This is a genomic window from Roseateles sp. P1_C1_2 (assembly GCF_056406535.1).
The window spans coordinates 160,350-186,984 of sequence record NZ_JBFUAB010000014.1; the positions used below are offsets into that span (position 1 = coordinate 160,350).

Below are 26,635 nucleotides of genomic sequence, written 5' to 3' on the forward strand. Positions count from 1 at the left end.
CGAGGCGGCGAAGCCTTATTTGGCGGCGATCTGAGCGTCGAGTTCCTTGCAGGACGGCGAGCAGACCGGCTGGGACTTGCCCAGCAGTTTCTTGGACTTGAGCATCGCACGCGGGCGGTGCTTGCCGCAGAGGAAGCAAGACATCGTTGCTGCGCCGAAAGAAGAGGTTGCCGCGAAGGGCGAACCGGGAGCTTTGGAGCGGTAGCGCAGACCATCCGCTTCGATGGTGGTCTTGGTGGTTTCTTTGGCCACGCTGGTCCTGTCGAAGAGTGTGTGAAAAGGGGCGCCGGGCAGAGGCGCAAGCCTCGTATTTTCCACGATGTGGCGAAAGCCCCGGCCTAGGGCTTTCAACCCCCCTTGAATTGCGCCGGTCTTTTGCCCGCCCAGGCCGCCTGGCCCTCGGCGAGATCGGCCGAATCACGGGCACGCAAAACGTCCTGCGCAAGCTGCGCCGCGTCGAGCCGTCCGGCCGCAATCGCGTTCAGATGCTGCTTCATCGGCAGCAGCGCCAGCGGCGCCATGCCCAGCAGTTCCCGGGTCAGCGCCTGCAAGGCGGCGTCCAGCGTTTCGATGTCCGGCAGCAACTGGTCCAGGTAGCCGCAGCCGAGCAGGGCCGCGGCATCCAGCGTGCGCCCGGCCAGCAGCACCTGCTTGGCCGTCGCGAGGCCGAGGCGGTCGACGAAACGCTGCAGACCGCCGGCATAGAAGTGCAGGCCGATGCGCGCGGCCGGCACGAACATCTCGACGGCCGGCGCGCCGAGCCGGAAGTCGCAGGCCAGCGCGAGATCGGCCGCGCCGCCATAGACGCCACCATGCAGGCGGGCGATGGTGATGGGCCGCGCGGCTTCCAGCGCATCGGCCAGCTCCCCGAAGCGGGCGCCGGCGTCGATGGCCCCCAGCGCGACGAGATCGAAGCCGCTGCAGAAGTGCTTGCCTTCGCCGGCCAGCACGAGGACGCGCACGGCCTCGTTCGCGTTCACCTCGTCGATGAGGCGGTGCAGGCAACCGAGGTCGTCGACGGCCAGCCGGTTGGCCTGGCGCGGCCGGCGCAGCGTGATGCGCGCCACACCGGCGTCGACCTCCAGCAGCGGCGCCTGTCCGCTGCTCACTCGCGCCGCCTCGCCACGTGCCCCTGCAGCGCATAGGCCGCGTCGAGCCGCGCCAGGTGGGCATCGCGCTCCGCCGCCACCAGCGCGTGCAGCGCACGGGCTTGCGTCGGCCTCAGGCCGGTGTCCTGGCGCAGCACGAGTTCGGCCACCAGGCCCCAGTCCGCCTCCAGCTCGGTGAACCACAGCGGGTCGTCGCCCGGCAGCTCGACGAGCAACTGCTGCAAGGCTGCAGCGCCGGTTTCGGCAGCCACCAGGGCGGCGAGTTCCGGCCAGCGGCCCAGGGGCAGGTCGGCCTGCTGCGGCGGCCAGATCGCGCACAGCCATTGCGGCGCGTGGCTGTCGACTTGCGGGCCATCCGGCGCCTGCGACACCTCCGTGCTCGCGTCCGCGACCCGGCGAGTCAGCGCCGTCCATGCCTGCGGCTGCCAGCCGGCAACCAGCCTGGGGTCGGGATCGGCGCGCGGCGCGCGGGCATGGACATCCAGCACGGGTGCCTCGGCGACAGCCGGCACGGGCTGCACCTCGGGCAGTTCGATGTCGGCGATGACCTGCTGCGGATCGGGCGTGGGCGGTGGGGGCGCCACCCGCAAGTCCAGCACCGGCGCTTCGACGACCGCGGGCGGAGGTGGCACCTGGGGCAGCTTGATGTCGTCGAAGAACTGCTGCAGCTCCGGCGGGTGCGCAGGCGACCCGCGCCCGGCTTCAGGCCCGGACTCGGCGAGCGAGGGAGCTCCGGCATCCAGGACCTGCGCCTCCGCCGTGAAAAGGGGCCAGGGCACTTCGGGCGGCGGCGCAACGGCTGGCTCGATGACTTCGACAGCAGGCCGTGGCGCGGGCGGCGGCACCTCGGACAGCTCGATGTCCTCGACGTCATGCATCTCGTAGCCACGCGCCTTCAGCCGCGCCTTCTTGGCCTCGTCCGGCCCGCTGCGGCCGGCACGCGCCAGCGACCCGAGCTCCAGGTCCAGCGGCGCCGGCGTGGGGGGACGCCAGCCGTCCAGCAGATGGGTGGGGTCGAAGGCGCCCGGCTCGGCGCCGAGCACCGGCAGCCGGGCCGGTTGGCTGCCGTCATGCAGCAGCGCGCCAAGGTCCAGGCTCTGCAGCGGCGCGCGCGCGGGTGGGCGCCAGCCGTCCAGCGCGTGGGTGGGATCGAATGCGTCGGGCTCGGCCATGGCTTTACAAGCCAGACATTGTGACGACGTAAGCTCGCGGACTCACTGTCACAAAAACGTCATGTTGCACACTCGCCGTCGCCTGTTGAGCCTGGCCTTCGCCGCCGCCGCCTCGCCCCTGTTCAGCGCCTGCAGCACGACGCCGCCGCCCGCCGCGGCGCCGCAGACCAAGCCCAAGCTCCTCGTCCTCGTCGTCATCGACGGCCTGCCGATGCGCCAGGTGACGGGCTACCGGGACCAGCTCGCACCGGACGGCTTCGCCCGCTTCCTGGACCGCGGCCGCTGGTTCGCCGACGCCCACTACGGCCATGGCCACACCGTCACGGCGGCGGGCCACTCGGTGATGCTGTCGGGCGCCTATCCACAGCGCAGCGGCATCATCAGCAACGAGTGGCGCAACCCGGTCACGGGCGAGCAGGTCTACAACACCGGCGATCCGGACTACCAGTACATCGACAGCCCGACCGCGCCACTGTCCGGCACCAGCCCGCGCAACCTCAAGGTCGAGACGCTGGGCGATGTGCTGCGCACGGGCTCGCCCACGTCCAAGGTCATCGGCATCTCGGGCAAGGACCGCGGCGCCATCCTGCCGGCCGGCCACAAGGGCACGGCCTATATGTATATGACCGAGACGGGCCGTTTCGCGTCCAGCACCTATTACATGCAGGCCCATCCGCAGTGGGTGACGGACTTCAACGCCGCCAGGCCCGCCGATGCCTTCTTCCAGAAGACCTGGGCGCCGCTGTTGCAAGGCTACGACTGCCCCCAGTTCGCGACTTCGTCGCTCCAACCCCCCGAGGGGGCTACACCGGCTAGGGGCGGCCCGTCGCCGGCGTGCGCCTACGCCCGCTCGGTGCCGGATGGCCAGTCCTGGCAGATCGCCAGCGGCAACGGCAACAAGCTGCCGGCCGTCATCGGCGACAAGATGGACGGCCCGGGCCCGCGCTTCTACGGCGGCCTGCTGGCCTCGCCCTTCGGCGACGAGCTGACGCTGGCCTTTGCGCGCGCGGCCGTCACGAACGAGAAGCTGGGCCAGCGCGGCGTGCAGGACATCCTGTCCGTCAGCCTGTCCAGCCACGACTACATCAACCACGCCTTCGGCCCCGAGTCGCGCCTGTCGCAGGACCACACCCTGCACCTGGACCGCCATCTGCAGGCCTTCTTCCAGTTCCTCGACAAGACAGTGGGCGCCGGCAACTACGTGCTCGCGCTGACGGCCGACCATGGCTTCACCGACACGCCGGAATGGGCCGTCACCCAGGGCCGCGATGCCGGCCGCTTCACCAACGCCCCGTCGCTGGCGGCCGTGAATGGCGCGCTGGCCGCGAAGTTCGGCGTCGACAAGCTGGCCTGGAGCTTCTCCGCCTCTGGCCTGCTGCTCAACGAGAAGCTCGCCGCCGACAAGGGCCTGAAGTTCGCCGACGTGCAGGCCACGGCGCGTGAGGAGCTGCTGAAGCTGCSCGGCGTTGCGGCCGTCTTCACGCGCGAGCAACTGCTCGGCAATGACAAGACGACGCCCTACCTGGAAGCCATGCGCAAGTCCTTCGACCCGACGCGCGCCGCCCAGCTGCAGATCGTGCTGAAGCGTGGCTGGATCTTCAGCTACCGCGCCGGCGGCAGCACCCACGGCAGCCCCTACGACTACGACACCCATGTGCCCCTGCTGTTCTGGGGGCCGGGCTTTGTCGGCCAGGGTGAGATGAAGGCGCGCGTCGAGGTGGCCGACCTGGCGCCCACGCTGGCCGGCGTTGCCGGCCTGAAGGCGCCCGCCCAGGCGCAGGGCCGCGACCTGCAGCTCAAGCCCTGAGGATCAGCGCCGCGGCCGACTCGCCCCAGACGGCCTCGGTCAGCGTCAGGGCCCCGAGCCGTTCGCCCAGCGCCACGGCCTGGGCCGGCCCGGTGGACGGCAGCATGACGAGCAGCCGCCCATCGTCCAGCCGCATGCAGCCGTCCTCGCCACGGATGCGGGCCAGCAGCTCGGCCGGGTCGGCCTCAAGCGCCAGCGTTGCCACGGACAGGGGCCAGGCGCGCGGATCGGCCAGCAGGGCCTGCAGCAACTCGCGGCCGGCCTGGAGCGACAGCAGCTGCCCCGTCAGCGGCCTTGGCCCGGCCAGTGCACTGATGTCCACCCCGGTCAGCGCCAGGCAGCCCGCCGGCGTGCGCTGCTCCACCCACCACAGCCGGCGGCCATCGCGCCAGGCCTGCTCGTAGCCGCGCTGGGCGATGCGGCTGCGGCGCTCCGGCGTGTCGACCGGGCCGATGCTGCCACCGCGCGCGGCCTCGACCATCTGGCCCCAGGCCGGCGACGCGTCGGCAGCCAGGCCCCAGGCCTGGCGATAGGCGGCGTTGGCGCGCAGCAGCCGGTCGTCCGCATCGAAAAGGGCCAGCAGCAGCGGGCCGTCGGCCAGCGTCTGCCACCAGAGGTCGTCTTCAGTCACGGCCCCGATTCTGGGCCGCCGGGACTCACCTGCGGCTGATCTCGCCCGAACCGCTGACGCTTTGGCGCAACTGCGGCCGGCCGGCATAGCTGAGGTCGCCGGAACCGCTCAGTTGGACGTCCAGCTGTTCCGTGACGCCGATCGACACATCGCCGGAACCGTTGATGTTGACCTTGGCGGCCCGCCCGGCCAGTGCGCGGGCATCGACATCGCCCGAACCGCTGACCGTCCAGCTCTGCTGGTCGGCCCGGCCGGCCAGGCGCACATCGCCAGAACCGCTGATGCTGACGTTCAGGTCCTTCAGCTCGACGACACCGAAATGCACGTCGCCCGAGCCGATGATGCTCAGGCTGAGGTTGTCGGCCTTGAAGCGCTCGACGGCCAGGTCGCCCGAACCGTTGATGGCGATGGCCTGCAGGGCGCGGGCGTCGACGCGCACCACCGGCGCGGAGCGTGTCGTGAAGCCGGTTTCGCGCTTCATGCGCACCACCAGGGCGTCACCCTCGACGACGGTCTCGACCAGCGGCTCGATGTTGTCGTCGGCGACGACGGTGGCCTGGTCGCTGCCGGCCTGGGTCAGCCTGACATCGAAAGGCCCGTCGATGCGCAGCTTGCTGAAAGCGCCCAGCGCCCGCGCCTTCTCGACCTTGACGCCCGATCCCTTGATGCGGTTCTTGCCGCTGCCGTAGTCCATCGGGCCGCTGAAGTGGGCCGTCCAGCCGTCGGACTCCTTCTTGATGCGCAGCCGCCAGTCGTTGTCACCGGCGGTGGCCGTGCCGCAGGCGGCGGCGATCAGGATGAGGAAGGCGAGTCGTTTCATGGCGGTTCCCGGTTCGGACAATGACGGCAGTCTGTCCGACAGGTCGGCGCGGCGCGCCCCTCGGGCGACAGACTGCATTTCTGCGGTCATGGGCCGTAGGATGGCCCGATCTGCAGGAGAACCAGCATGAAGATGGATGGCCAGCGCGAGAGCGACAACGTCGAGGACGTACGAGGCAGCGGCGGCGGGGGCGGTGGCGGCCTGCCGATCGGCGGGCGCGGCATCGGGGTGGGCGGCATCGTCGTCGCGCTGCTCGCATCCTGGGCCTTCGGCATCAACCCGCTGACGGTGCTGGGGCTGCTGGATGGCGGCGGGGGCGCGCCGCCCGTGCAGTCCAGCGCGCCAGCCGAGCACCACCCGAAGGACCCCGGCGCCGTTTTCGTCAGCCGGGTGCTGGCCGACACCGAGGACGTCTGGGGCGCCTACTTCCAGCGTTCCGGCCAGCAATACCCCGCGCCCAAGCTCGTCATCTTCCGCGACCGCTGGCCCACCGGCTGCGGAGCCGGCGAGGCCGCCATGGGCCCCTTCTACTGCCCCGCCGACCGCAAGGTCTATATCGACCTGGGCTTCTATGACGTGCTGCGCCAGCGCCTGGGCGCGCCGGGCGACTTCGCCCAGGCCTATGTCATCGCCCACGAGGTCGGCCACCACCTGCAGAACCTGATGGGCACCACCGACAAGCTGGACAAGGCCCGCGGGCGCGTTTCCGAGCGCGAGGCCAACGCGATGAGCGTCAAGCTGGAGCTGCAGGCCGACTGCTTCGCCGGCGTCTGGGCCAATTTGTCGCAGCGCAGCAAAGGCTGGCTGGAGCAGGGCGACGTCGAGGAGGCGCTCAATGCCGCCGCCCAGATCGGCGACGACACGCTGCAGAAGCGCTCCCGGGGTGCAGTCGTGCCCGAAAGCTTCACCCACGGCAGCAGCGCCCAGCGGGTGCGCTGGTTCAAGACCGGCCTGCAGGCGGGCGACTTGAAGGCATGTGACACCTTTTCGTCAGCCGCCCTCTGAGTCCCCGATTCGGGCCCACCCAATCAAGGGGGCCTCAGATGACCCTCAAAAGGCTTTGTGTGAAACACTTCCGTCCAAACCGCCGAGCCCTCAAATAGCATCGGCGCCCTGCAGCCCAGGGGAGTTGCTCCCTAGTCTGGTGCAACTTAAAACGACACGAGGCCCACTGTCATGAGCGAACGCCACATCAACGACCCGCAGTCGACGCCCCAGGCGCCGGCCTCCGTCGACGCGTCTGCCCGCCAACTGGCCTCGGCACGCCGCCGCCGCTTCATCAAGCTGGGTGGCGCCGCCGTCCCGACCGCCCTGACCCTGGCCAGCCGCCCGGTCATGGCCTGGCATTGCAATACGGCGTCGACCTGGGGTTCTGCCCAGGGCCAGTCCAACAGCTCGTACACCCGTTCGCAGGACGCCACCCGGCTGTTCCCCGACGAGACCTACACGACGACCTGCTGGCTGAACAACACGACCCGCGCCACGCTGAACACCAATCCCTGGGCCCAGGCGCCGCTGAGCCGCAACACGGTGACCAACACGAATTCTTCGTATTACAAGGGCTACACGGTCGCGCAGCTGCTTTCGGGCACCGGAGCGACCATCAGCGGTGTCAACACGGCGGATACCGTCTGGAGCATCCTGAACGGCTCGCCCAAGAAGCCCGCCACGAGTCCTTTCAACGGCACCTTCGCCGCCGGCTCCTCGACCTGCGGTGAGTTCCAGAAGCTGATGCTGGTGGCCTGGCTGAATTTCAAGGTGCTGAACTCGACGCTGAACAAGTGCCTGATGCCCGGCTCGACGAATGTGCTCGTCAAGCTCGGCAACACGACCTACATCGGCCCGACCGGTGCCCAGTGGGACCAGGCCGCCGTCATCAAGTACCTGAAGAAGAACTTCGTCGCCTGCGCCGACGACAACTGCGTCTGACCGGGGCGGCTCGCCCCCTCGCCTCCCTCCCGCCGCCGTGCCCGCGCGCTGGCAACTGATCCGCGCCGAGGCCCTGCGCGTGCGGGAATGGGATGATGCCGGCGTGATCTACGACGCCGTCAGCGGCAACACCCACCTCATCGACGCCCTCGGCCTGGAGCTGCTGGATCTGTTGCGCCAGCAGCCCTGGGGCCTGGACGAGCTGGCGGCCGAACTGCGCGACTCCCTGCCCGATGACCTCGACGCCGACGCCGTGCCGAGACTGCTGAGCGCCAAGCTGGAGCAGCTCAGCCGGCTGGGCCTGGTCACGGCCGTCGCATGACCCTGGCGCCAGCGGGCCAGCGCCTGTCCACCCTGGCGACGCTTGGCGTAGGCGAACTGCGGCGGCGCCTGCGCGGGCCCGGCCTGACGGTGCATCTGCCGCCCTTCGTCGCCCGGCTGCAATCCGACGTGCCGCGCGTGGCCAGCGACCTGCTGCGCCTGTACGGCGAATTCCCGCTGGGCCGGGACGACGAGTTCGCCGACTTCCATCTGGCCGTCAACTTCGACCGCGGCTGGCATGCCTGGTGGCGTCGCCTTGCCGGCAAGCGCCAGGCGCGTTTCTCGACCGACGGCCTGGCTTCGTTCACGACGCTGCCGGCCACCCAGGCCTTCCACATGATCGAGTGGGGGCTGAACTGGGCGGTCACGGCCCATGCCCACCATTTCGTCGTCTATCACGCCGCCGTGCTGGAGCGCGACGGCCGCGCCCTGGTGCTGCCGGCACCGCCGGGCTCGGGCAAGAGCACCTTGACGGCGGCCCTGGCCCAACGCGGCTGGCGGCTGCTGTCCGACGAGCTGGCGCTGCTGGACCCGCGCGACGGCCGGATCTACGGCCTGGCGCGCCCGGTCAACCTGAAGAACCAGGCCATCGCGCTGATGCGGGCCTTTGCACCCGATGCGGTGCTGACCGAGCCCGTCCCCGACACGCTCAAGGGCACGCTGTCGCTGATGAAGGCGCCCGGCGATGCGATCGCGCGCATCCACGAAGGCGCGCGGCCGACCTGGGTCGTCGTGCCCAGCTTCGAACCCGGCGCCGCGGCCTGCCTGGAACCGCTGCCCAAGGCCCAGGCTCATCTGCTGCTGGCCGAGCAGGCCTTCAACTACGACATCCACGGTGTCGATGGTTTCGAGGCCACCGCCGACATGGTGGACGGCGCCGCTTGCTGGGCCTTCACCTATTCGCGGCTGGACGATGCCGTGGACGTTTTCGACCGCCTGGCGGGCGAGCCATGACGCGCCCCCTGCTTGTCGAGGTGCTGCTGGCGCCCGCCCAGGCCGCGCGGCTGAGCCCGGCCGACTGGGATCTGCTGATCCGCCAGGCGCGCCGCGCCAACCTGATCGCCCGCCTGGCCATGGGGCTGGAGCCCCAGCTGGACGCCCTGCCCGCCGGCCCGGTCCGGCACCTGCGCGCGGCCCTGCTGATCGCGCGCCGCCAGCGCCTGGCCACGCAATGGGAAGCCGAGTGCATCCGCGCCGCCCTGCTGCCGCTGGGCATCCAGCCCATCCTGCTGAAAGGCGCGGCCTATCTGCTTGCCGGCCTGCCGGCGGCGCGCGGCCGGCTGTTCGGCGACATCGACCTGCTCGTGCCCAAGGCGCAGATCGAGGCCGCCGAGGCTGGCCTGGTGGCGGCCGGCTGGGCCTTCGACGCGGAACTCAGCGACTACGACAGCCGCTACTACCGCCAGTGGATGCACGAGATCCCGCCGCTGCGCCACGCGCAGCGCGACACGGCCCTGGACCTGCACCACAGCATCCTGCCGCCGACGGCACGCGTGAAGGTCAACACGGCCGCGCTGTTCGAGGGCAGCCGCGAACTGCCCGAGCTGCCGGGCCTGCATGTGCTGGCGCCCGTGACCATGTTCCTGCACAGCGCCGCCCACCTCTTCCATGAAGGCGAACTGGACAACGGCCTGCGCGACCTCTTCGACCTGGACACCCTGCTGCGCGACTTCGGCGCCAAGGCCGGCTTCTGGGCCGAGTTGCTGCCGCGGGCCCAGGTGCTGGGCCTGACCGGCCCGCTGTTTCACGCCTTGCGCTACACCACCCGCCTGCTCGGCACGCCGGTGCCGGCCGAGGTGATGCGCCAGGTCGCCGAGGCTGCCAGCCCGCGTCGCCAGGCCCTGCTGGACGCCTGCTACGAGCGCGCGCTGATGCCGGTGCATGCGAGTTGCGACGGCCCGCTGACCGCCGCCGCCCGGCTGGCCCTTTACCTGCGGTCGCATTGGGTGCGCATGCCCGCCGGCCTGCTGGCGCGCCATCTCGCCCGCAAAGCCTGGTTGCGCCTGCAACCTCCCAGTGAGGCGCAGTCCGCGTGACAGCGCCGACAATACGGCCATGGACAAGCCCAAGCCCTTTTCGATGATCCGCGAGTTCCATCTCGCCGATTGGTTCACCCTCGGCAATGCCTGCGCCGGCATGGGCGCCCTGTTCGCCGTGATGAGCTTTCTGCAGAGCGGAGAGTCCCGCCATCTGCAATACGCCTGTGCGCTGATTCCGCTGGCCCTGGCCTTCGACGTGCTGGACGGCCGCATCGCGCGTTGGCGCCAGAAGAGCTCGGCCCTGGGCCGCGAACTGGATTCCCTGGCCGACATCATTTCCTTCGGCGTCGCGCCGGCGGCCATCGCCTATGGCTGCGGCATGCAGGGGCTGTACGACCGCGTCGTGCTGGTGTTCTTCGTCGCCTGCGGCGTCAGCCGGCTGGCGCGCTACAACGTGACGGCGGAGAAGCTCAGCGCCGGCTCGGACAAGGTCGCGTATTTCGAGGGGACGCCGATCCCGACATCCATGCTGCTCGTCGCCGTGCTGTGGGTGGCAGCGGCTCAGGGTGCCGTCGGTGACGCGCTCTGGGGCGGCGTCTGGTGGGTGGCGGGCTTCAGGCTGCACCCGCTGGTGCTGCTGTTCGCGCTGTCCGGCTCGTTGATGGTGAGCCGGATCAGGATTCCCAAGCTTTAGACTTTAGGCGGCCGTCCGGCGCGTCAGCCAGCTCAACGGCGATTCCTGGTGGCCGCGAGGCGACGACTGGGATTCGAGGAAATCGCTGGGCGCCTGGCTGCGGTATTCGCTGACGCCGACGCCATCGAGGCAGGCGTCCAGTCCGAAAGCGGTGCCGAGGTCAGCGGGATCCGGTTCGCTGCGCGCAGCGACGTCACGGCGGAAGAAACGCAGCGCTGGAACGAATCGCATGGCAGACCTCACTCGCTTGACGGGCCGACAACAACATCAGCACCGTGAACCCAGTGTGCGGGATTCGTGTGACAACCGAACCCCTCATCTGTGAGTAAATATTGCCTCTACTGGCATTACCGCACGGCCGCAACAGCTGTTTTTCCCAGTAGCGATGGGCCTTTTGGGCCGGCGCCCCCAATCCGAGGGGGTCGTTGCGCTTTTGCAATTCTTTTCTGCGCCTCCCTAGAGCTCAGGATAGGTTCGCAAGGTTCGGCGCTTAAGCTGCCCCACCTCCAAGCCCCCCGGCTTCTTGCATGAGTTCAGAACTGTTGAAATGGGTCGCCAGCGCCCTGATTGCGGCTGTGCTTTTCAGCACGCTCTGGATGGCGCATGCCGTCCACCCCGAGCAGGGAGGTGCCAGCCTGATGCTGGCGCAGGCCGCGGCACCGGCCGCAGCGGCCGCCTCCGCACCGGTCACGGCCACCCGCTGATCAGCCCAGGGCGAGCCTGGCGCCATCGGCCAGGGCTTGGCCGATCTGGTCGAGCAGCGCGCCCCGCCCCTGCAACTGCCACTGGTGCCAGTACAGCGCCACGTCGACGCCGATCTCCGGCCTCAGCACCACCAACTGCCCCGCCTCGACGAGGGGCCGCACCTGGATCTCGGGCGCCACGCCCACGCCCCAGCCCATGACGGCGGCACGTACATAGGCCTCGCTGGACGGCACAAAGCGCTCCCGCAGCCGCGGTGAGCGCACGCCGAAGGCCTGCGACACCCATTGCACCTGGGTGTCGTCCTTGCGGTTGAAGACGAGGAAGGGCGTGTCGGCGAAATTGCCGGCGTGCAGGCCGTCCGGCAATTGCGCGGACAGGAACCCCGGGCTGGCCACCGCCACATAGCGCATGACCCCCAGGGCCTGCACGCGGCAGCCCTGCAGCGCTTCCGCCACCGTGGACATGCAGCCCAGCACGGCGCCCTGGCGCAGGCTGTCATGGGTGAAGTCCTGGTCATCGACCACCAACTCCAGCCCATAGCCCTCGCGCAGACCCCGCTGCACCAGCGCGTCCAGCGCCGGCGGCACCCAGGTCGCCAGGCTGTCGGCGTTGACGGCGATGGCCAGGCGCGATTGCGGTGCCACGCGCTCGCCCAGTTCCCGCGCCACATCGACGCGCAAGGCCTGCAACTGGCGGGCAAAGCGCAGCAGCACCTTGCCGGCCTCGGTCAGGCGCAGCGGGCGCGAACGCACCACCAGAGGCTGGCCGACCTGGGCCTCCAACGAGCGCAGCCGCTGCGACACGGCGCTCTGCGTGATCGACAGGCGCTGGGCGGCGCGCTCGAAGCCCTGCTCATCCGCGAGGGCGGCCAGGCAGTCCAGCGCGGCGGGATCGAACTCATTCATAAGAACTTCTAATGTATGGCGAAGAATATGAATGACGCTTCTTGAATTGCGCGGCGATGCAGAGAATCCGCCGATGCCCGCTTCCGCCCTGGCCTCTGCAACCGCGCCCGCCGTCTTCGTGCAGGGCTGGGCCATGGGCGCCGGCCTCATCCTGGCCATAGGCGCGCAGAACGCGCTGGTGCTGCGCCAAGGGCTCAAGCGCGAACATGTCGGCGCCGTCGTCGCGGTCTGCACGCTGTCGGACTGGCTGCTGATCGCCCTGGGCGTCTTCGGCCTCGGCGCGCTGATCCAGGGCCAGCCCCTGCTGCTGGAAATCTTCCGCTTCGGCGGCGCGGCCTTCCTGCTCGGCTATGCGGTGCTGGCGGCGCGGCGCGCCTGGCGGCCGGCAGCGGCACTGGACGCCGCGACCTCCGCCTCCAGCCTGGGCGCGACTTTGTCGGCCGCCTTCGCCTTCACCTATCTGAACCCCCACGTCTACCTGGACACCGTCGTGCTGCTCGGCGGCCTGGGCGCGCGCCAGCCGGCCGAGTTGCGCGCGGCCTTCGCCGCAGGCGCCGGGCTCGCCTCGGCGATGTGGTTCGGCCTGTTGGGCTTTGGGGCCGCCGCCGCCGCGCCGCGGTTGCGCAGCGCCCACACCTGGCGCGTCATCGATGCCCTCGTCGCTGTGCTGATGGCGGCCCTGGGTTTACAACTCCTCCTGCAACCCCTCTAAGAACTCCAAAGGACAGCCATGAAGATCGTCGTTCTCGGCGCCGGCATCATCGGCATCGCCACCGCCTGGTACCTGCTCGACGAGGGGCATGAGGTCATCGTCGTCGACCGCCAGCCGGACGCCGCGCTGGAGACCAGCTTCGCCAACGGCGCGCAGATCTCGGTCAGCTTCTGCGAGCCCTGGGCCAATGCCGGCGCACCCTTCAAGGTCGCCAAATGGCTGCTGCGCGACGACTCGCCGCTGCTGTTCCGCCCCAGCCTGGATCCCAACCAGTGGCGCTGGGGCCTGGCCTTCCTGATGCAGTGCACGACTGCGGCCTTCGAGCGCAATGTCGAGGAGCTGGTGCAGCTGGGCCGCTACTCGCACGCCTCGCTGAAGGAGCTCGTCGCGCGCACCGGCATCGAGTACTGCCGCCTGGAGCGCGGCATCCTGCACTTCTTCTCCAGCCAGGCCGACTTCGACAACGGCGCCGCCGGCGCCGAGATCATGCGCCGCCATGGCGTGGACCGCCGTGTGCTCGGTCGCGAGGAGGTGCTGAAGGTCGAACCCGCGCTGGCATCGTTCGGCAGCCGCATCTTCGGCGGCACCTTCACGCCCAGCGACGAGAGCGGCGACGCCATGGTCTTCACGCAGAAGCTGGCCCGGCTGTGTGCAGAGCGCGGTGCGCAGTTCCTGTACGAGCACGACATCCTCGGCCTGCAGCGCGCTGGCGACGGCATCGAGGCCGTGCAGATCGCCCACACGCGCAGCGGCGAGCGCAGGGAGTTGCGCGCCGACGCCTTCGTCGCGGCCATGGGCTCCTACACGCCCGCGCTGGTGAAGCCGCTCGGCGAGCACCTCAACATCTACCCGGCGAAGGGCTATTCGGCCACGCTGCGCCTGAAGAAGCCGGAGGCGGCCAGCGTTGTCAGCCTGCTGGACGACACCCGCAAGATCGCCATCTCGCGGCTGGGCGACCACATCCGCATCGCCGGCACCGCCGAACTGTCGGGCTTCGACCTCAACCTCGATTCACCGACGGCCAAGGTGCGCTGCGCGGCCCTGGTCCGGCGCTACGAGGAGCTCTTCCCCGGCGTGGCCGACCTCAGCGAGCCCAACTACTGGACCGGCCTGCGCCCCAGCACGCCGACCAACATCCCCTACATCGGCCGCAGCAGGAAGGCGCGCAATCTGTGGATCAACGCCGGCCACGGCACCCTGGGCTGGACGCATGGCGCCGGCTCGGGCCATGCGATGGCCGAACTGATCGCCGGCCGCCGGCCGGACATGCAGTTCGGCTTCTACGGCGCTGTCTAAAGCGACTTCAGCAGCGCTTCGACCTGAGGCTGCTGCGGGAACTTCTTGCCCATCTTGGCCAGGCCCTCGAGTTCGGCGCGGGCACCGGTCTTGTCGCCGGACTGGATCAGGATCTGCGCCAGATTGAGCTTGTAGCTCGGCTGATCCGGCAGGTCGCTGATGAGCTGGCGCTGCGTGCTGATCGCCTTGCTGAAGTCCTTCTCGTTGGCCAGCACGGTGGCGTAGGTGTCGCGCAGGGCCGCGTAGTCGGGGTTGAGCTTGAGGCCGCGCTCGGCCAGCGCGCGCGCCTCCGGCTTGCCGATCTTGCTGCGCAGCCAGGCCACGTTGTTGATGACGGGCAGCGCATCCGGGTTGCGCTTGAGCAGGGCCTCGTAGCGCGTCAGCGCCGGCTCCAGCTCGCCACGGGCCAGCAGCACGTCGGCCGTGGCGGCGGGGAAGCTCTGGTCCAGCGGATGGGCGGCAATCCACTGGGTTTCGAAGGCGATGGCCTCGTCGCGCTTCTTGGCCACCATCAGCACGGCGAACAGGCGCGGCGCGGCGTCGCCCGGGTCGCGCAGGGCGACGGCCTTGCGCAGCGCGGCGATGGCGACGTCGAAATGCTGGCGACTGGTCTCGATGTCGGCATCGGCGATCAGCGAATAGGCCTCCTGCGGGTACTTCTTCTGGCGCTCGCGCAAGGCCGCCAAGGCCTCGTCGGTGCGGCCCTGGCGGGCGGCGAGCTGGATCATCAGGCGCTGCGCCGGCACGGAACCCGGCTCGGCTTCCAGGGCGCGCTTCACCTCACGCTCGGCGCCGGCGAGGTCCTGCTCCATGTAGCGCAACTGGGCCTGACCCAGCCAGCCCTGGGCACGCGTCGGCGCCATCACGCTCAGGCGCGCATAGGTCTTGGCGGCCTGGGCCTTGTCGCCCGAGGCGAGCTGGGTGCGCGCCAGGCGTTCCAGCAGATCGGGGTTGAGCGGCAGGGCTGCCGACGCCTCCTGGGCGGCCTGGGCGGCCTTGGCGACGTCGTTCAGGCGCAGGTACTGGTCGATCAAGGCCGTGCGCAGGCCGGCCTCGGTCGGCTCCTCGCGCACGCCGGCGGCCAGCACCTCGGTGACCTTGTCGGCCGGCGCACGCGTCTGCACCAGCAGGTCGGCCAGCGCCAGGCGGGCCTGGGGCGATCGGGGCTGGGTTGTGACAAAGCCCTCCAGGCGCTTGACCGCGGCCTCGCCCCGGCTGGCCTGCATGTCCAGCGCGACCAGGCCCAGCACGGCCGGCAGATAGCTGGCGTCGGCCTTCAGGGCCGCTTCGAAGGAGGCCTGGGCCGCCGGCAGGTCCTTGCGGACGAGGTGGATGCGGCCGCGCAGGCCGTCCGGCACGGGGCTGCCCTTCATCTTCGGCGCGAGCTTGTCGATGGCCGCCAGGGCCGCCGGCAGTTCATTGCGCCGCAGCAGCGCGTTGACCAGCATCAGGTCATAGCTGCTGCCGCTGTCCTTGGCGGCGATGTCACGCAGCTGGGAGATGGCCGCATCGGCCTTGGCACGGCTGGCGCCACCGGGGGCCGCGCTGTCGCGCACGATGGCCGACAGGGCCAGCGCCGCGCCGGTCTTGGCGTCATCGGGGCGCAACTTGGCGGCCGCGGCGAAGGCCTGGTCGGCGGCTTCGAAATTGCCCTGCATCAGCTGGGCCTTGCCGGCCAGCAGCAGCGTGTCGGCATCGGCCTTGGCGGCTTCCAGCACCGGCCTCAGCGTTTCCAGCGTCTTGGCCGGCGCACGCCGCTGCAACTGCAGGCCGGCGAACTGGCGGCGCAAGGCGAGGTCTTCCGGCGCCAGCTTGAGGGCCTGGTTGAGCAGGTTCTCCGCCTCGGCCAACTCGCCCAGCTGCTGGTGGGCGCCCGAGGCCAGGCGCAGCAGCGGCAGGTAGTTGGGCATCAGCTTGAGCAGGGGCACGGCCAGCTCTTTGGCCTTGGCGGCGTCGCCCTTGGCCAGGGCGAGCTGGCCCTGCATGAAGCGCCCCTGGGGCTTCTTGGCGAGAGCCGGCGGCATCTCCTCGACGAGCTTGGTCGCCGCGTCGATCTGCTGGCGGCCGAAGGCCAGGCGCAGCAGCAGGGAGCGCACATCGTAGGAATTCGGGTCCAGCACCAGCACTTCGCGCAGCAGCGGCTCGGCGTCGTCCACCTTGCCGCGCGACAGCAGCACCTCGGCCTTGAGCTGCAGGGCCTTGACGGCCTTGGGGTTCTTCAGGATCAGCTGGTCGAGGGCGGCAATCGCCTCGTCCGGGAAACCCGATGCCAGCTTGGTGCGCGCCCCGACGACGACGGCGTCCTCGGACTCGGGCTGCAGCGCCAGCGCCCGCCCGGCCGCCGCCTTCGCCTCGGGCACATTGCCCTGGGCCAGGAAGGCCAGCGCCAGGCTCTGCTGCACCGTCGACATGGCCGCCGGGTCGGAAAAGCTCTGGTCGGAGAATTCGCCGATCAACTTGCGCGACTGGCCCGACTGCAGCAGGGTCTGGGCCAGCAGCGGCGCCAGTTCGTCGCGCGGCGCGCCCAGCTCCCAGGCACGGCGCAACTCGATCTCGGCGCCCGCCACGTCGCCCGCTTCCAGCAGCGCCTTGCCCAGCAGATGCCGGCCGGTGGCGTTGTCCGGGTTCTGCTGCAGCAGATTCTTCAGCTCGATGACGGCGCCACCCGCATCCTTCTGCTCCATGCGCTTTTGCGCGGCAGCGAGCAGGTCCTGCTCCGAACGTTGGCCGCAGGCGGCCAGCGCGGCGACCAGCAGCAGGGGTGCGAAATGACGCGTCTTCATCGAATCTCCCAAATCAGGCGCGCGATTGTGTTCCTAGAATCCGCCCCCCTTGTCAGTGATGCCCCCAGGGCCAGATCCGCTCCGGCGTGACGTCATGAACATCTCTTCCAGTTTCTGTGCCATCGACTTCGGCACGTCCAACTCGGCCGTCGCCGTGCCCAACGCCGTCTCCGGCATGCGCCTCATCGAGCTGGAGCCCGGCCAGCGCACCATGCCGACGGCCGTCTTCTATTACGCCGAAGGGCCGCACGACATCGACGGCCCGCCGCGCGCCTTCGGCCGCGCCGCCGTGGCCGCCTATGTCGAGGGTCACGACGGCCGCCTGATGCGCTCGATGAAGAGCATCCTGGGCTCGCCGCTGATTGACCAGACCACCGATGTCGGGGGGGGTCGGGGTGCCAAATATGCCGACATCGTGTCCGGCTACCTGAAGCGCCTGCGCCGCCTGGCCGGCGAACCCGAGCGCGCCGTGCTGGGCCGGCCGGTGTTCTTCGTCGACGGCGAGCCCGCGCGCGACGCAGCCGCCCAGGCCCAGCTGGAGGCCTGCGCCCGCGCCGTCGGCTTTCGCGAGGTGCAGTTCCAGTACGAGCCCATCGCCGCGGCCTTCGACTTCGAGCAGCAGGCCACGCGCGAGCAGATCGTGCTGGTCGCCGACATCGGCGGCGGCACCAGCGACTTCTCCGTCGTGCGCGTCGGCCCCGAGCGCATGCAGCGCATCGCGCGCCGCGACGACATCCTCGCCAGCCACGGCGTGCACATCGCCGGCACCGATTTCGACCGCCACATCGAGCTGGCTGGCCTGCTGCAGGAATTCGGCTACCGCGCCACCGGGCCCAGCGGTCGCGAGATCCCCAGCGGCATCTATTTCGACCTCGCCACCTGGCATCTGATCAACACCTGCTATTCGCCGCTGCGCGTGGCCGAATGGCGCGGCATGAAGAGCTGGTTCACCGACGTGCGCCAGCATGCGCGCTTGATGACGGTGCTGGAGGAGCGCCTCGGCCATGAGCTGGCCGCGCGCGCCGAGGGCGCCAAGATCGCCGTATCCGGCGGCGCCGACACGACGGTCGACCTCGGCCACATCGAAGCCGGCCTGGTGCTGCCGCTGAGCGAGAAGACCGCCGTGGACGCGCTGCGCGCCGACCTCGACCGCATCATCGCGACGGCCCACGAGACCGTCGCCCTGGCCGGCCTCAAGGGCGACCAGATCGACGCTCTCTACTTCACGGGCGGATCGACGGGCCTGCGCCTGCTGGTGGATGGCATGGCCGCCGGTTTCCCGCAGGCGGCGCGCGTCAGCGGCGACCGGTTTGCTTCGGTCGCGACCGGCCTGGGCCTGCACGCCCAGCGGGTCTTTGCTGCGGCTGCGGCTTGAGCGGCCGCGACACGTCGGCCAGCATCAGCACCGCGCTGACCAGGCCTTCGACCGCCTCCTCCAGGTCGGCCGGCGGTTCCAGCGACTCGATCTCCTCGAGCAGCGCGTCGGCATCCTCGAGGTCATCCGGGTCCAGGTGCAGATAGAGGGCGGCCAGCGGTTCCAGCAGCGCTTCCTCGGGCAGCTTCATCAGGCCTGGATGGGCATCCAGCGCATGCGCAAAGCCGGCTACCCAGGGCAGCACGGTTTCGCTCGGGCTGGCGTCCTCGTCGAGCTCGAACACCCAGGGGTCGAACCACTGGCGGCCGATGATGGCCATGTTCAGCGCTTTGTGACGGCGGCGCAGCAGGCCGATCAGCTCGTCGTCGATCCGCTGGGGCAGCGGACGGCCCTCGCTGTCCAGCAGCGGCGGCAGCCATTGCTCCAGCGGCACGGCTGCAGGCTGCAGCAGCACGCCGCAGAGATAGCCGTCGGCCATGCTGACGTCCAGCGGCTCCAGCGACGCGGGCAAGGCGTCAAGCAGGGCCTGCAGGCGCTCCAGGTCGGCTTCGGTCAGGGCTTCGGGGGCGGGGTGCTGGGCAGAGGACATGGCGGGATTATCGGCAGGGCGGCCGTAAATATTGCCCACCGCGGCGCCGACCGGCCGCCTACAGTGGCTCATCCCAACGACGCCCTCACCCGAGGGCTTCACGACCCGGCAGCCCGCTGACCGGGTCTTTTTTTCGTCTGGCGGCAGCCCTTCACGCCTTGGCCGAGGTGGCACGAGCTCAATCTTGCGTTGAGCTTTCATACTGGCAGCCATGACCGCCGCCGTACTCGCGCTGCGCTTCGACCCGGCGGTCGTCGTGCTGTCCTATCTGACCGCTGCCTTCGCCTCCTATGTGGCGCTGGACCTCGCCCAACGCGTGCGCACGCCCGACGCGCTGGTGGCGCGGACCTGGTGGATCGCCGGCTCCCTGTCCATGGGCACGGGCATCTGGGCCATGCATTTCGTCGGCATGCTGGCGCTGAAGCTGCCCTTTCTCGTCGGCTATGACACCGCCATCACGCTGCTGAGCTGGCTCGCCGCCGTGGGCGTGTCGGCCATCGCGCTGCGCGTCGCGGCCCTGGAGTCGCTGACGCCGACCCGCCTGGCCGTGGGCGCCGTCAGCATGGGAGCGGGCATCTGCGCCATGCACTACACCGGCATGGCCGCCCTGGTGCTGGCCCCCGGCATCCAATGGAACTGGCCGCTGGTGGCCGCCTCGGCGGCCGTGGCCACCGGCGCGGCCGCCGCAGCCCTCGTCATCTTCTTCGGCCTGCGCCGGCTGCCGCGGGCCTGGGCCCGCTGGGGCCAGCTCGCCGCCGCCCTCGTCATGGGCGCCGCCGTGGCCGGCATGCACTACACCGGCATGGCCGCCGCCGGCATTGCCGAAGGCACGGTCTGCCTCAGCGCCGATGCGCTGCGCGGCGACAACCTCGGCAACCTCGTCGCCGGCGCCACCTTCGCGCTGCTGCTGCTGACGCTGATCACCTCGGCCCTGGACGCCCGCGGCGAGCGCCGCACCAACCGGTTGCAGCAGTCGCTGCACGCCGCCACCACCGAGCTGCAGGAAATCGCGCTGCGCGACCCCTTGACCGGCCTGGCCAACCGCCAGCTGCTGGACGACCGCCTGCAGCATGCCGCCGCGCGCGGCCAGCGCGAGGGCGCCCGCCTGGCCCTGCTGGCCGTCAACCTGGACGGCTTCAAGCCCATCAACGACAGCTTCGGCCTGGCCGCCGGCGACCAGGTGCTGCGCGAAACCGCCCGGCGGCTCGAGGGCCTGGCGCGCGGCCATGACACGCTGGCCCGTCTGGCCGCCGATGAATTCGTGCTGATGGTCGAAGGCGAGGTCGACGAGACCACGCTGGCGCAGATCGCCCAGCGCCTGCTGAACGCGCTGGCCGAGCCCATGACGGGCGTGCCCGGTGCCGGCACCCAGCCGCTGCGGCTGTCGGCTTCGGTCGGCATCGCCCTGTATGAAGGCCAGGGGCCGGGAGAGGCGCTGGTGGCCCAGGCCGATTCGGCCGCCCAGTCGGTCAAGCGCGCCGGCGGCAACGGCTTTGCCTTCTTCGAGGCGCATATGCAGGCCGGCGTGCGCGAGCAGGTCGAGCTGGCCCGCGACCTGCGCGCCACCTTGGCCGGCGAGGCCGGCAGCGGCCGCCTGGCCCTGCACTACCAACCCAAGATCGCCACCGCCCAGGGCGAGGTCACTGGCGTCGAGGCCCTGCTGCGCTGGCAGCACCCGCAGCGCGGCGCCATCAGCCCGGTCGTCTTCATCCCGGTGGCCGAGCGCTTCGGCCTCATCATGCCGCTGGGCGACTGGGTCATCAAAGAGTCCTGCCGCCAGATCGCCGTCTGGCGCGAGGCCGGCCTGCAGATGCGCGTGGCCATCAACCTGTCGGTGCAGCAGCTGCGCCAGCCCGACGCCCTGGTGCGCCGCTTCGAGGAGGCGCTGGCCCAGCATGGCGTCGATGCCCGCCACCTGACTTGCGAAATCACCGAGTCCGTCGCCATGGACGACGCCAGCGCCACCGAGCTCACGCTGCAGCGCCTGGCCGGACTGGGCCTGTCGCTGTCCATCGACGACTTCGGCACCGGCTATTCCAGCCTGGCCTATCTGCGCCGCCTGCCGGTGTCGCAGCTCAAGATCGACCGCAGCTTCATCCAGGACCTGGAGAGCAGCGCCGACGCCCGCGCCATCGTCAAGGCCGTCATCGAGCTGGCCCATGCCCTGGGCCTGCAGGTCGTGGCCGAGGGCGTCGAGACCGAAGGCCAGGCGGACGTGCTGCGCGGCAAGCACTGCGACAAGCTGCAGGGCTTCTTGTTCGCGCGGCCCATGCCGGCCGAAGAACTCACACGCTGGGCGACCAGCGAGCCCGATGACCGCCTGCGCTTCAGCGCGTCGGTCTATGCGACGCTGGACACGACGATCTAGACGGCCATGCGCTCCGGCGCGACATAGAAGCGCCGGAACTCCTCGAAGTCCAGCGTGTCGGCCGCCTCGATGCGGGCCTGTTCGGCCAGCGATTCGGCCGCCATCTTCTCGAAGCGACGCTGCAGCTCGTCAGAAAAAGGCATGGCCAGCAGGGCCGCACGCGTGGCATCGCTCTGGCGGCGCGTGAAGCCGACATAGCTGTCGTCGAAGTCCTGGGCCATGACGGTCAGCACGCGGGCCGAGGGGCAGAGCTCGGGGCGCCGCAGCCGTTCACCCACGCGGCGCAGCGCGGCACGGTAGGCATCGCCGCCATGCGCGGCATCCAGCGCTTCGGCATGGACCGCACAGGCGGCCAGGATCTCGCCCGCCCAGTCGGCCAGGCTGCGTTCACCACCGCGCCAGTGCTCCAGCATCAGGCCGGGCTCGCGGCCGCGGGCGGCCACGCGGTGCTGGTTGCGGCTGTTGGCGGCGATCTCGTCCGGCGTGTCGTCGGGGCTGTCGCTGTTCAGGCAGTGCAGCAGGAAGGCGTCCAGCACGCGGATGGCGTCGGCACCGATGCCGACCGGCTCGAAGGGGTCGAGGTCCATCAGCCGCACCTCGATGTATTCGACGCCACGCTCGCGCAGCGCATGCAGCGGCCGCTCGCCCGAGCGGATCACGCGCTTGGCGCGGATGGTGCTGTAGAACTCGTTCTCGATCTGCAGCAGGCTGGTGGAGAGCTGGTTGTAGTCACCGCCGGGCGTCTGCACGCCGATGGCCTCGTAAGGCGCATAGGGCCGGCTCAGCGCCTCCTGCAGGGAGGCTGCATAGCTCTCCAGGCAGTTGTAGGTGACGGCGATGCTGGATTGCGCGTCGCTCTGGTAGCCCAGGCGCCCCATGCGCAGCGAGGTCGCATGCGGCAGATAGAGGGTGTGGCCGGACAGGCGCTGCAGGCCGTGCTCGCGGCCGGCGACAAAGCTGTCGCACAGCGCCGGGCTGGCGCCGAACAGATACAGCAGCAGCCAGCCTTCGCGGCGGAAATTGCGGATGGCGCCGAAATAGCCGTCGGTCGACACACCGGGCAGCGACCAGTTGTAGTGGATGCCCGAAATGGTCTGCATGCGCCGGCCGTAGCGCTGGCCCAGGCCCATGCGGTAGACGCTCTTGGCACGGCCGACATTGCTGCCGCCATAGCGGCCGATGGGGATGGTCTCGTCGGTCGGCAGGCCGCAGGGCATGGAGCCGACCCAGAGGCGCTCGTCGGCCAGCGCGCGGTAGACGGCCTGGTGGATCTCGGTCAACTCCAGCAGGCAGTCATCGACGCCGGCATGCACGCCGGTGATCAGCTCCAGCTGCGACTCGCTGTAGTCCGTCGTGATGTGCGGGTGGGTCAGGGCCGAGCCCAGGGCGTGCGGATGCGGCGTCAACGCGAGCCCACCACCGGGCAGGGCGCGCAGGCTTTCCTTCTCGATGCCACGGCGGATGCCGAGCAATGTCTCTTTGTCGTTCATGGCGTCCGGGGACCGCTAGCTGGGCCGAGACGGTAGCAGAGAAGGGCTAAAGCTGTCCCGGCGCGTCCATGTCAGCCAGACTCGGCCTCAGGGCATGTTCGCCGGCCTGGATGCCTTCGTGGTGGCTGAGGTAGAGGGAGACGTCGTAGCGCTCCAGCCAGTCCACCGCCTTGAGCTTGTCCAGCACCGGGCCCTTGACCTCGGAGAACTCCAGCCTCAGCCCCTCGGCCCGCAGTGCCGCGTGCAGCTCCTGCAGGGCCGTCAGCCCGGACACGTCGATGTGGTTGACCGGCGCCATCAGCATCAGCACGCGCTGCGGCGCGCCGACCCGGGCGCGGTGCTCGCGCACATGGGCCAGCACGGCGTCGACCAGGCCGCGGGCATTGGTGAACACCAGGCTCTCGTCGACGCGCAGCCCGACGACCTCGGGCCGGCACTCGACCGCATAGCGCTCGAGATTGCGGTAATGCTGGGTGCCCGGCACGCGGCCGATGCGGGCGACATGGGGCTGGGCGGTGCGCTGGATGAGCAGCGCGACGGAGCCGACGACGCCGATGGCCAGCGCCGCCGCGATGCTCCAGCACAGCACGGCCACCGTCACCGCCACCATCAGCAGGCCTTCCGCCCGCGCATAGCGCCAGGCCTCACGATAGGGCTGCAGCGAAAAGCCGCCGAGCACGGCGACGACGATGGTCGCGGCCAGCACGGGCTTGGGCAGATGCGCCAGCGGCTCGGCCAGCACCAGCATCGCGATGAACATGAAGCCGGCCACGCAGACCAGGCTCCAGCGGCTGGCCGAACCCGCCTCGTGCAGCAGGATGCTGCGCGAGAAGCTGCCCGCCACCGGCATGCCGCCGCTGACCGACGCGACCAGGTTGGCCGCCGCCAGGCCGCGCATCTCGGCCGCCGGCAGCAGCTTCTCGCCGCGCCGCTGCGCCAGGGACTCGGAGACCGCCAGGCTGGACACGAAACCCATCAGGGCCACCAGCGCGGCCGCCGGCAGCAGTTGCAGCCACAGCGCGGCCTCCAGGCGCGGCAGGCCGATGGGCAAAGCCAGCGACGGCAAGGCGCCCACCTGGGCAACGCCGACGGCGGCCGGCGTGAAGGCCGACAGCGCCATCGCCGCCACCAGCAGCAGCAGCGGCGCCAGCCGGGCCAGCAGGCGCGGGCCGGCGCGGCGGGACAGCAGCAGCAGCGCGATGCCCACGCCGCCCCAGGCCGCACTGGCGACGCCGAAGCCACCCTGCGGGGCCGATGCGATCAAGTCCGGCAGCGTGAAGCCCGCCGCCGCGCTGCCGAGCAGCACCGGCAGCTGGCCGGCCGCGATCATCAGCGTCGCGCCGGTCTCGAAACCGCGCAGCGCCGGCACCGACAGCAGGCTGGACAACGCATCCAGGCGCAGCAGCGCGGCCACGGCCAGCAGCCCACCCACCTCGGCGGCGAGCACGAGGGCCCCTTCCGTCGGGCTGACGCCGGCCGGCAATGCGCCCAGGGCCTGGGCGATCATCAACGCGAGCACTGCCACCGGCCCCAGGCCCAGCACCGGGCTGGAGCCCAGCGCCGCATAGGCCAGCAGCGGCAACAGGCTGGCGTACAGGCCCACTTGCGGCGGCAGGCCGGCCAGCATCGCGTAGGCCAGGCTCTGCGGGATCAGCAGCACGGCGACAACAGCACCGGCGACCAAGTCGGCGCGCCAGGTGGGCATGAATCTCATCGGTGATCGATGCCGTGAATGAGTCTTGCGGGCTGAGCGACGGGCCGCTCCCTAGCCGGCCCGCACTGGCGATGTGCTTGCGGCTCGATGCCGCAAGCATCGCCGTCCCCGCGGGGGCTGAGGCCGGACACATTGCGCCCAGTGGGCGCGATGTGCCTGCCGAAGGGCTGCGGCACATGCCGCAGCGCGGCCTGCAAGGCCGGCCAAGGTAAGCCTTGGACGAGGGGCTTCATCTAGTCGACCTTGGCGCCCGAGACCTTCACAACCTTGGCCCATTTGAGGGTCTCGCTGGCAATCAGCGCCGCGAACTCCGCTGAGGAGCCTCCGCCGGCCACGGCACCCTGGCCCGCCATGCGCTCGCGCAGTGCCGGCGTGTTCAGTGCCGCCGCGGCTTCGCGCTGCAGGCGGGCGACCTGGTCGGCCGGCTGGTGCACCGGCGCCAGCAGGCCGAACCAGGAGCTGGCCTCATAGCCCTTCAGGACCGCGCCGCCGGCTTCGGCGACGGTGGGAAGGTCCGGCACCGCCGGGCTGCGCTGGGCGCTGGTGACGGCGATGGCCAGCAGCTTGCCGGCCTTGATCTGCGGCAGGGCCGAGGGCAGGTTGTCGAACATCAGGTCGGTGTTGCCGGCGATCAGGTCCAGCAGGGCCGGGCCCGAGCCGCGGTAGGGGAAGTGCAGCATGAAGCTGCCGGTCATGCTCTTGAACAGTTCACCGGCCAGGTGGATGGACGTGCCATTGCCGCTGGACGCCATATTGAGCTTGCCCGGATTGGCGCGGGCGACGCGGATCAGGTCGGCCACGCTGTGGATGCCGTAACGCGCCGCATTGGCGGGGTTGAGCACCAGCACATTGGGCACGGCCGCGACCAGCGTGATGGGCGCGAAATCCTTCACCGGGTCATAGGGCAGCCTGGGATACAGCGCGCCGTTGATGGCATGGGTGCCGACGGTGCCCATCAGCAACGTGTGGCCATCGGTGGCCTTGGCGACTTCGGCCGAGCCGATGTTGCCGCCGGCGCCGGGCTTGTTGTCGACGACGACGGCCTGGCCCAGGCGCTGCTGCAACTCGGGCGCCATCGCCCGCGCCAGCAGGTCGGTCGTGCCACCGGGCGTGAAGGGCACGACGAGGCGGATGGGCTTGCTCGGCCAGGCGGTTTGGGCAGCAGCGGGCAGCGCAAGGCTGCCGGCCAAGGCGGTGACCTGGCGGCGATTCAGAGTCATTGCAGTCTCCTGTCGTTGTAGTCGGCTCAGCGGTCGACTTTGACACCTGATAGCTTCACGACGCGCGCCCATTTGGCGGTTTCCGCGGCGATCAGGCTGGCGAACTCGGCACCGCCGCTGCCGTGCACGAGCATGCCACGGCTGGTCAGGCGTTCGCGCAAGGCGGCGCCCGCCAGCGCGGTGACGCTGTCGCGCTGCAGCCGCGCGAGCTGCTCGGCCGGCTGRCTGCTGGGCGCGAACAGGCCGATCCAGGCGCTCGCCTCGTAGCCCTTGAGGGCCGGGCCGCCCGCCTCCTCGACGGTGGGCAGATCGGGCAGGCTGGGGCTGCGCCGCGCGCTCGACACGCCCAGGGCCAGCAGCTTGCCGGCCTTGATCTGCGGCAGCGCCGACGGCAGCGAGTCGAACATCAGGTCCATGTTGCCGGCGATGACGTCCTGCTGGGCCGAGGTCGTGCTGCGGTAGGGGAAGTGCAGCATATAGGTCTGCGTCAGGCGCTTGAAGAGTTCGCCGGCCAGGTGCGAGGGGTTGCCGTTGCCGCCCGAGGCGATGTGCAGGCGACCGGGCTGGGCGGTGATGGCGTGCACCAGGTCGTTGACGTTGCGCACCCCCAGGCTCTGGGCGACGCCGGGGTTGATGACCAGCACCAGCGGCACCGTCGCCACCAGGCAGACGGGCGCGAAGTCCTTCACCGCGTCATAGGGCAGGCGGCGCCACAGCAGCGGGTTGATGACGTGCGTGCCGACGCTGCCCATCAGCAGCGTGTGGCCGTCGCTGGCGCCGGCGACATCGGCCGTGCCGATGTTGCCGTCGGCACCGGGCTTGATGTCGATGGTGACGGGCTGGCCCAGGCTCTTCTGCAGCTCGGGCGCCAGCAGCCGGGACGCGACGTCGGACGCACCACCGGATGGGTAGGGCACGACGATGCGCAGCGGTCGCGACGGCCAGGGGCCGGCGGGCTGGCCGCAGGCCGACGAGGTCGCCGTGGCGGCCAGCCACATCATCAGCTGGCGACGTTG

General features: G+C 70.4%; 25 protein-coding genes. 12 read left to right on the forward strand and 13 right to left on the reverse strand.

What is annotated here, in order from left to right; all coding sequences use genetic code 11:
• Positions 1–15 precede the first annotated feature (15 nt).
• From AC1D2H_RS15645 to AC1D2H_RS15655, 3 genes are all read right to left on the reverse strand, one after another.
• On the reverse strand, positions 16–252 hold the full coding sequence (locus AC1D2H_RS15645) for a hypothetical protein (RefSeq protein ID WP_056266878.1): 237 nt from the start codon (positions 250–252) through the stop codon (positions 16–18).
• Positions 253–347: 95 nt separating this feature from the next.
• Entirely contained in the window at positions 348–1,109 is a 762-nt protein-coding gene (locus tag AC1D2H_RS15650; protein WP_478011594.1) for an enoyl-CoA hydratase/isomerase family protein, read from the reverse strand.
• The gene (locus AC1D2H_RS15655) at positions 1,106–2,281 is read right to left on the reverse strand and encodes a hypothetical protein (protein WP_478011595.1); all 1,176 of its coding nucleotides are present in this window, start codon (positions 2,279–2,281) and stop codon (positions 1,106–1,108) included. The genes AC1D2H_RS15650 and AC1D2H_RS15655 overlap by 4 nt, the downstream gene beginning before the upstream one ends.
• Before the next feature lie 61 nt (positions 2,282–2,342).
• Between AC1D2H_RS15655 and AC1D2H_RS15660 the strand changes: the two genes are divergently transcribed.
• A complete protein-coding gene (locus AC1D2H_RS15660) occupies positions 2,343–4,088 on the forward strand; it encodes an alkaline phosphatase family protein (protein WP_478011596.1) in 1,746 nt (581 codons plus the stop codon).
• Here AC1D2H_RS15660 and AC1D2H_RS15665 read toward each other — a convergent pair.
• Positions 4,078–4,719, reverse strand: coding sequence for a hypothetical protein (locus AC1D2H_RS15665; protein ID WP_478011597.1), 642 nt, complete (start codon positions 4,717–4,719; stop codon positions 4,078–4,080). The genes AC1D2H_RS15660 and AC1D2H_RS15665 overlap by 11 nt on opposite strands.
• Before the next feature lie 25 nt (positions 4,720–4,744).
• A complete protein-coding gene (locus tag AC1D2H_RS15670) occupies positions 4,745–5,539 on the reverse strand; it encodes a head GIN domain-containing protein (RefSeq protein ID WP_477930139.1) in 795 nt (264 codons plus the stop codon).
• Positions 5,540–5,665: 126 nt separating this feature from the next.
• On the opposite strand from AC1D2H_RS15670, the gene ypfJ reads away from it, so the two are divergent.
• From ypfJ to pssA, 6 genes are all read left to right on the forward strand, one after another.
• The gene (gene ypfJ / locus AC1D2H_RS15675; protein ID WP_478011598.1) at positions 5,666–6,544 is read left to right on the forward strand and encodes a KPN_02809 family neutral zinc metallopeptidase; all 879 of its coding nucleotides are present in this window, start codon (positions 5,666–5,668) and stop codon (positions 6,542–6,544) included.
• Between the two features lie 171 nt (positions 6,545–6,715).
• The gene (locus tag AC1D2H_RS15680) at positions 6,716–7,468 is read left to right on the forward strand and encodes a hypothetical protein (protein WP_478011599.1); all 753 of its coding nucleotides are present in this window, start codon (positions 6,716–6,718) and stop codon (positions 7,466–7,468) included.
• Between the two features lie 37 nt (positions 7,469–7,505).
• Positions 7,506–7,790, forward strand: coding sequence for an HPr-rel-A system PqqD family peptide chaperone (locus AC1D2H_RS15685; RefSeq protein ID WP_477930134.1), 285 nt, complete (start codon positions 7,506–7,508; stop codon positions 7,788–7,790).
• Entirely contained in the window at positions 7,787–8,743 is a 957-nt protein-coding gene (locus tag AC1D2H_RS15690) for an HprK-related kinase A (RefSeq protein ID WP_478011600.1), read from the forward strand. Before AC1D2H_RS15685 ends, AC1D2H_RS15690 begins: the two co-directional genes overlap by 4 nt.
• Positions 8,740–9,825 carry a nucleotidyltransferase domain-containing protein gene (locus tag AC1D2H_RS15695; RefSeq protein ID WP_478011601.1) on the forward strand — a complete coding sequence of 362 codons (1,086 nt, stop codon included), beginning with the start codon at positions 8,740–8,742 and terminating at the stop codon, positions 9,823–9,825. Before AC1D2H_RS15690 ends, AC1D2H_RS15695 begins: the two co-directional genes overlap by 4 nt.
• Positions 9,826–9,844: 19 nt before the next feature.
• Complete coding sequence (gene pssA / locus AC1D2H_RS15700; RefSeq protein WP_477930128.1) at positions 9,845–10,462, forward strand: CDP-diacylglycerol--serine O-phosphatidyltransferase; 618 nt, start codon at positions 9,845–9,847, stop codon at positions 10,460–10,462.
• Positions 10,463–10,465: 3 nt separating this feature from the next.
• Here pssA and AC1D2H_RS15705 read toward each other — a convergent pair whose 3' ends face one another.
• Complete coding sequence (locus tag AC1D2H_RS15705; protein ID WP_477930126.1) at positions 10,466–10,693, reverse strand: hypothetical protein; 228 nt, start codon at positions 10,691–10,693, stop codon at positions 10,466–10,468.
• A gap of 296 nt (positions 10,694–10,989) precedes the next feature.
• Here AC1D2H_RS15705 and AC1D2H_RS15710 point away from each other — a divergent pair, with 296 nt between their 5' ends.
• On the forward strand, positions 10,990–11,166 hold the full coding sequence (locus AC1D2H_RS15710; RefSeq protein WP_477930125.1) for a hypothetical protein: 177 nt from the start codon (positions 10,990–10,992) through the stop codon (positions 11,164–11,166).
• On the opposite strand, the gene AC1D2H_RS15715 is transcribed toward AC1D2H_RS15710, so the two are convergent.
• Positions 11,167–12,072 (reverse strand): LysR family transcriptional regulator ArgP, encoded by a 906-nt coding sequence (locus tag AC1D2H_RS15715; protein ID WP_478011602.1) that lies wholly within the window; start codon positions 12,070–12,072, stop codon positions 11,167–11,169. It lies immediately after the preceding gene.
• Positions 12,073–12,145: 73 nt separating this feature from the next.
• Between AC1D2H_RS15715 and AC1D2H_RS15720 the strand changes: the two genes are divergently transcribed.
• Together AC1D2H_RS15720 and AC1D2H_RS15725 are read left to right on the forward strand one after the other, a co-directional pair.
• Positions 12,146–12,784 carry a LysE/ArgO family amino acid transporter gene (locus tag AC1D2H_RS15720; RefSeq protein WP_477930121.1) on the forward strand — a complete coding sequence of 213 codons (639 nt, stop codon included), beginning with the start codon at positions 12,146–12,148 and terminating at the stop codon, positions 12,782–12,784.
• Positions 12,785–12,802: 18 nt separating this feature from the next.
• Complete coding sequence (locus AC1D2H_RS15725; RefSeq protein WP_477930119.1) at positions 12,803–14,080, forward strand: D-amino acid dehydrogenase; 1,278 nt, start codon at positions 12,803–12,805, stop codon at positions 14,078–14,080.
• Here AC1D2H_RS15725 and prsT read toward each other — a convergent pair.
• Positions 14,077–16,863 (reverse strand): XrtA/PEP-CTERM system TPR-repeat protein PrsT, encoded by a 2,787-nt coding sequence (gene prsT / locus AC1D2H_RS15730; protein ID WP_477930117.1) that lies wholly within the window; start codon positions 16,861–16,863, stop codon positions 14,077–14,079. The genes AC1D2H_RS15725 and prsT overlap by 4 nt on opposite strands.
• Positions 16,864–16,957: 94 nt before the next feature.
• On the opposite strand from prsT, the gene AC1D2H_RS15735 reads away from it, so the two are divergent.
• Entirely contained in the window at positions 16,958–18,238 is a 1,281-nt protein-coding gene (locus AC1D2H_RS15735) for an Hsp70 family protein (RefSeq protein WP_477930115.1), read from the forward strand.
• On the opposite strand, the gene AC1D2H_RS15740 is transcribed toward AC1D2H_RS15735, so the two are convergent.
• Positions 18,159–18,827: a YecA/YgfB family protein gene (locus tag AC1D2H_RS15740; RefSeq protein ID WP_477930114.1), complete on the reverse strand. Its 669-nt coding sequence runs from the start codon at positions 18,825–18,827 to the stop codon at positions 18,159–18,161. The two genes, AC1D2H_RS15735 and AC1D2H_RS15740, sit on opposite strands and share 80 nt — an antisense overlap.
• A gap of 211 nt (positions 18,828–19,038) precedes the next feature.
• On the opposite strand from AC1D2H_RS15740, the gene AC1D2H_RS15745 reads away from it, so the two are divergent.
• Complete coding sequence (locus tag AC1D2H_RS15745) at positions 19,039–21,195, forward strand: putative bifunctional diguanylate cyclase/phosphodiesterase (RefSeq protein ID WP_478011603.1); 2,157 nt, start codon at positions 19,039–19,041, stop codon at positions 21,193–21,195.
• On the opposite strand, the gene gshA is transcribed toward AC1D2H_RS15745, so the two are convergent.
• From gshA to AC1D2H_RS15765, 4 genes are all read right to left on the reverse strand, one after another.
• On the reverse strand, positions 21,192–22,685 hold the full coding sequence (gene gshA / locus AC1D2H_RS15750) for a glutamate--cysteine ligase (protein WP_478011604.1): 1,494 nt from the start codon (positions 22,683–22,685) through the stop codon (positions 21,192–21,194). The genes AC1D2H_RS15745 and gshA overlap by 4 nt on opposite strands.
• A gap of 46 nt (positions 22,686–22,731) precedes the next feature.
• Positions 22,732–24,399 (reverse strand): SulP family inorganic anion transporter, encoded by a 1,668-nt coding sequence (locus tag AC1D2H_RS15755; protein ID WP_478011605.1) that lies wholly within the window; start codon positions 24,397–24,399, stop codon positions 22,732–22,734.
• A gap of 233 nt (positions 24,400–24,632) precedes the next feature.
• On the reverse strand, positions 24,633–25,619 hold the full coding sequence (locus AC1D2H_RS15760; protein WP_477930107.1) for a Bug family tripartite tricarboxylate transporter substrate binding protein: 987 nt from the start codon (positions 25,617–25,619) through the stop codon (positions 24,633–24,635).
• A gap of 26 nt (positions 25,620–25,645) precedes the next feature.
• The coding region (locus tag AC1D2H_RS15765; RefSeq protein ID WP_478011606.1) for a Bug family tripartite tricarboxylate transporter substrate binding protein at positions 25,646–26,635 on the reverse strand (990 nt) is incomplete at its 5' end.

Coding starts and splice junctions, on each gene's coding strand:
- AC1D2H_RS15720 (WP_477930121.1), top strand. CDS start 12,146: ATGCCCGCTTCCGCCCTGGCCTCTGCAACCGCGCCCGCCGTCTTCGTG.
- AC1D2H_RS15690 (WP_478011600.1), top strand. CDS start 7,787: ATGACCCTGGCGCCAGCGGGCCAGCGCCTGTCCACCCTGGCGACGCTT.
- AC1D2H_RS15680 (WP_478011599.1), top strand. CDS start 6,716: ATGAGCGAACGCCACATCAACGACCCGCAGTCGACGCCCCAGGCGCCG.
- gshA (WP_478011604.1), bottom strand. CDS start 22,685: ATGAACGACAAAGAGACATTGCTCGGCATCCGCCGTGGCATCGAGAAG.
- AC1D2H_RS15725 (WP_477930119.1), top strand. CDS start 12,803: ATGAAGATCGTCGTTCTCGGCGCCGGCATCATCGGCATCGCCACCGCC.
- AC1D2H_RS15740 (WP_477930114.1), bottom strand. CDS start 18,827: ATGTCCTCTGCCCAGCACCCCGCCCCCGAAGCCCTGACCGAAGCCGAC.
- AC1D2H_RS15735 (WP_477930115.1), top strand. CDS start 16,958: ATGAACATCTCTTCCAGTTTCTGTGCCATCGACTTCGGCACGTCCAAC.
- pssA (WP_477930128.1), top strand. CDS start 9,845: ATGGACAAGCCCAAGCCCTTTTCGATGATCCGCGAGTTCCATCTCGCC.
- AC1D2H_RS15760 (WP_477930107.1), bottom strand. CDS start 25,619: ATGACTCTGAATCGCCGCCAGGTCACCGCCTTGGCCGGCAGCCTTGCG.
- AC1D2H_RS15715 (WP_478011602.1), bottom strand. CDS start 12,072: ATGAATGAGTTCGATCCCGCCGCGCTGGACTGCCTGGCCGCCCTCGCG.
- prsT (WP_477930117.1), bottom strand. CDS start 16,863: ATGAAGACGCGTCATTTCGCACCCCTGCTGCTGGTCGCCGCGCTGGCC.
- AC1D2H_RS15755 (WP_478011605.1), bottom strand. CDS start 24,399: ATGAGATTCATGCCCACCTGGCGCGCCGACTTGGTCGCCGGTGCTGTT.
- AC1D2H_RS15745 (WP_478011603.1), top strand. CDS start 19,039: ATGACCGCCGCCGTACTCGCGCTGCGCTTCGACCCGGCGGTCGTCGTG.
- AC1D2H_RS15705 (WP_477930126.1), bottom strand. CDS start 10,693: ATGCGATTCGTTCCAGCGCTGCGTTTCTTCCGCCGTGACGTCGCTGCG.
- AC1D2H_RS15655 (WP_478011595.1), bottom strand. CDS start 2,281: ATGGCCGAGCCCGACGCATTCGATCCCACCCACGCGCTGGACGGCTGG.
- AC1D2H_RS15670 (WP_477930139.1), bottom strand. CDS start 5,539: ATGAAACGACTCGCCTTCCTCATCCTGATCGCCGCCGCCTGCGGCACG.
- ypfJ (WP_478011598.1), top strand. CDS start 5,666: ATGAAGATGGATGGCCAGCGCGAGAGCGACAACGTCGAGGACGTACGA.
- AC1D2H_RS15710 (WP_477930125.1), top strand. CDS start 10,990: ATGAGTTCAGAACTGTTGAAATGGGTCGCCAGCGCCCTGATTGCGGCT.
- AC1D2H_RS15695 (WP_478011601.1), top strand. CDS start 8,740: ATGACGCGCCCCCTGCTTGTCGAGGTGCTGCTGGCGCCCGCCCAGGCC.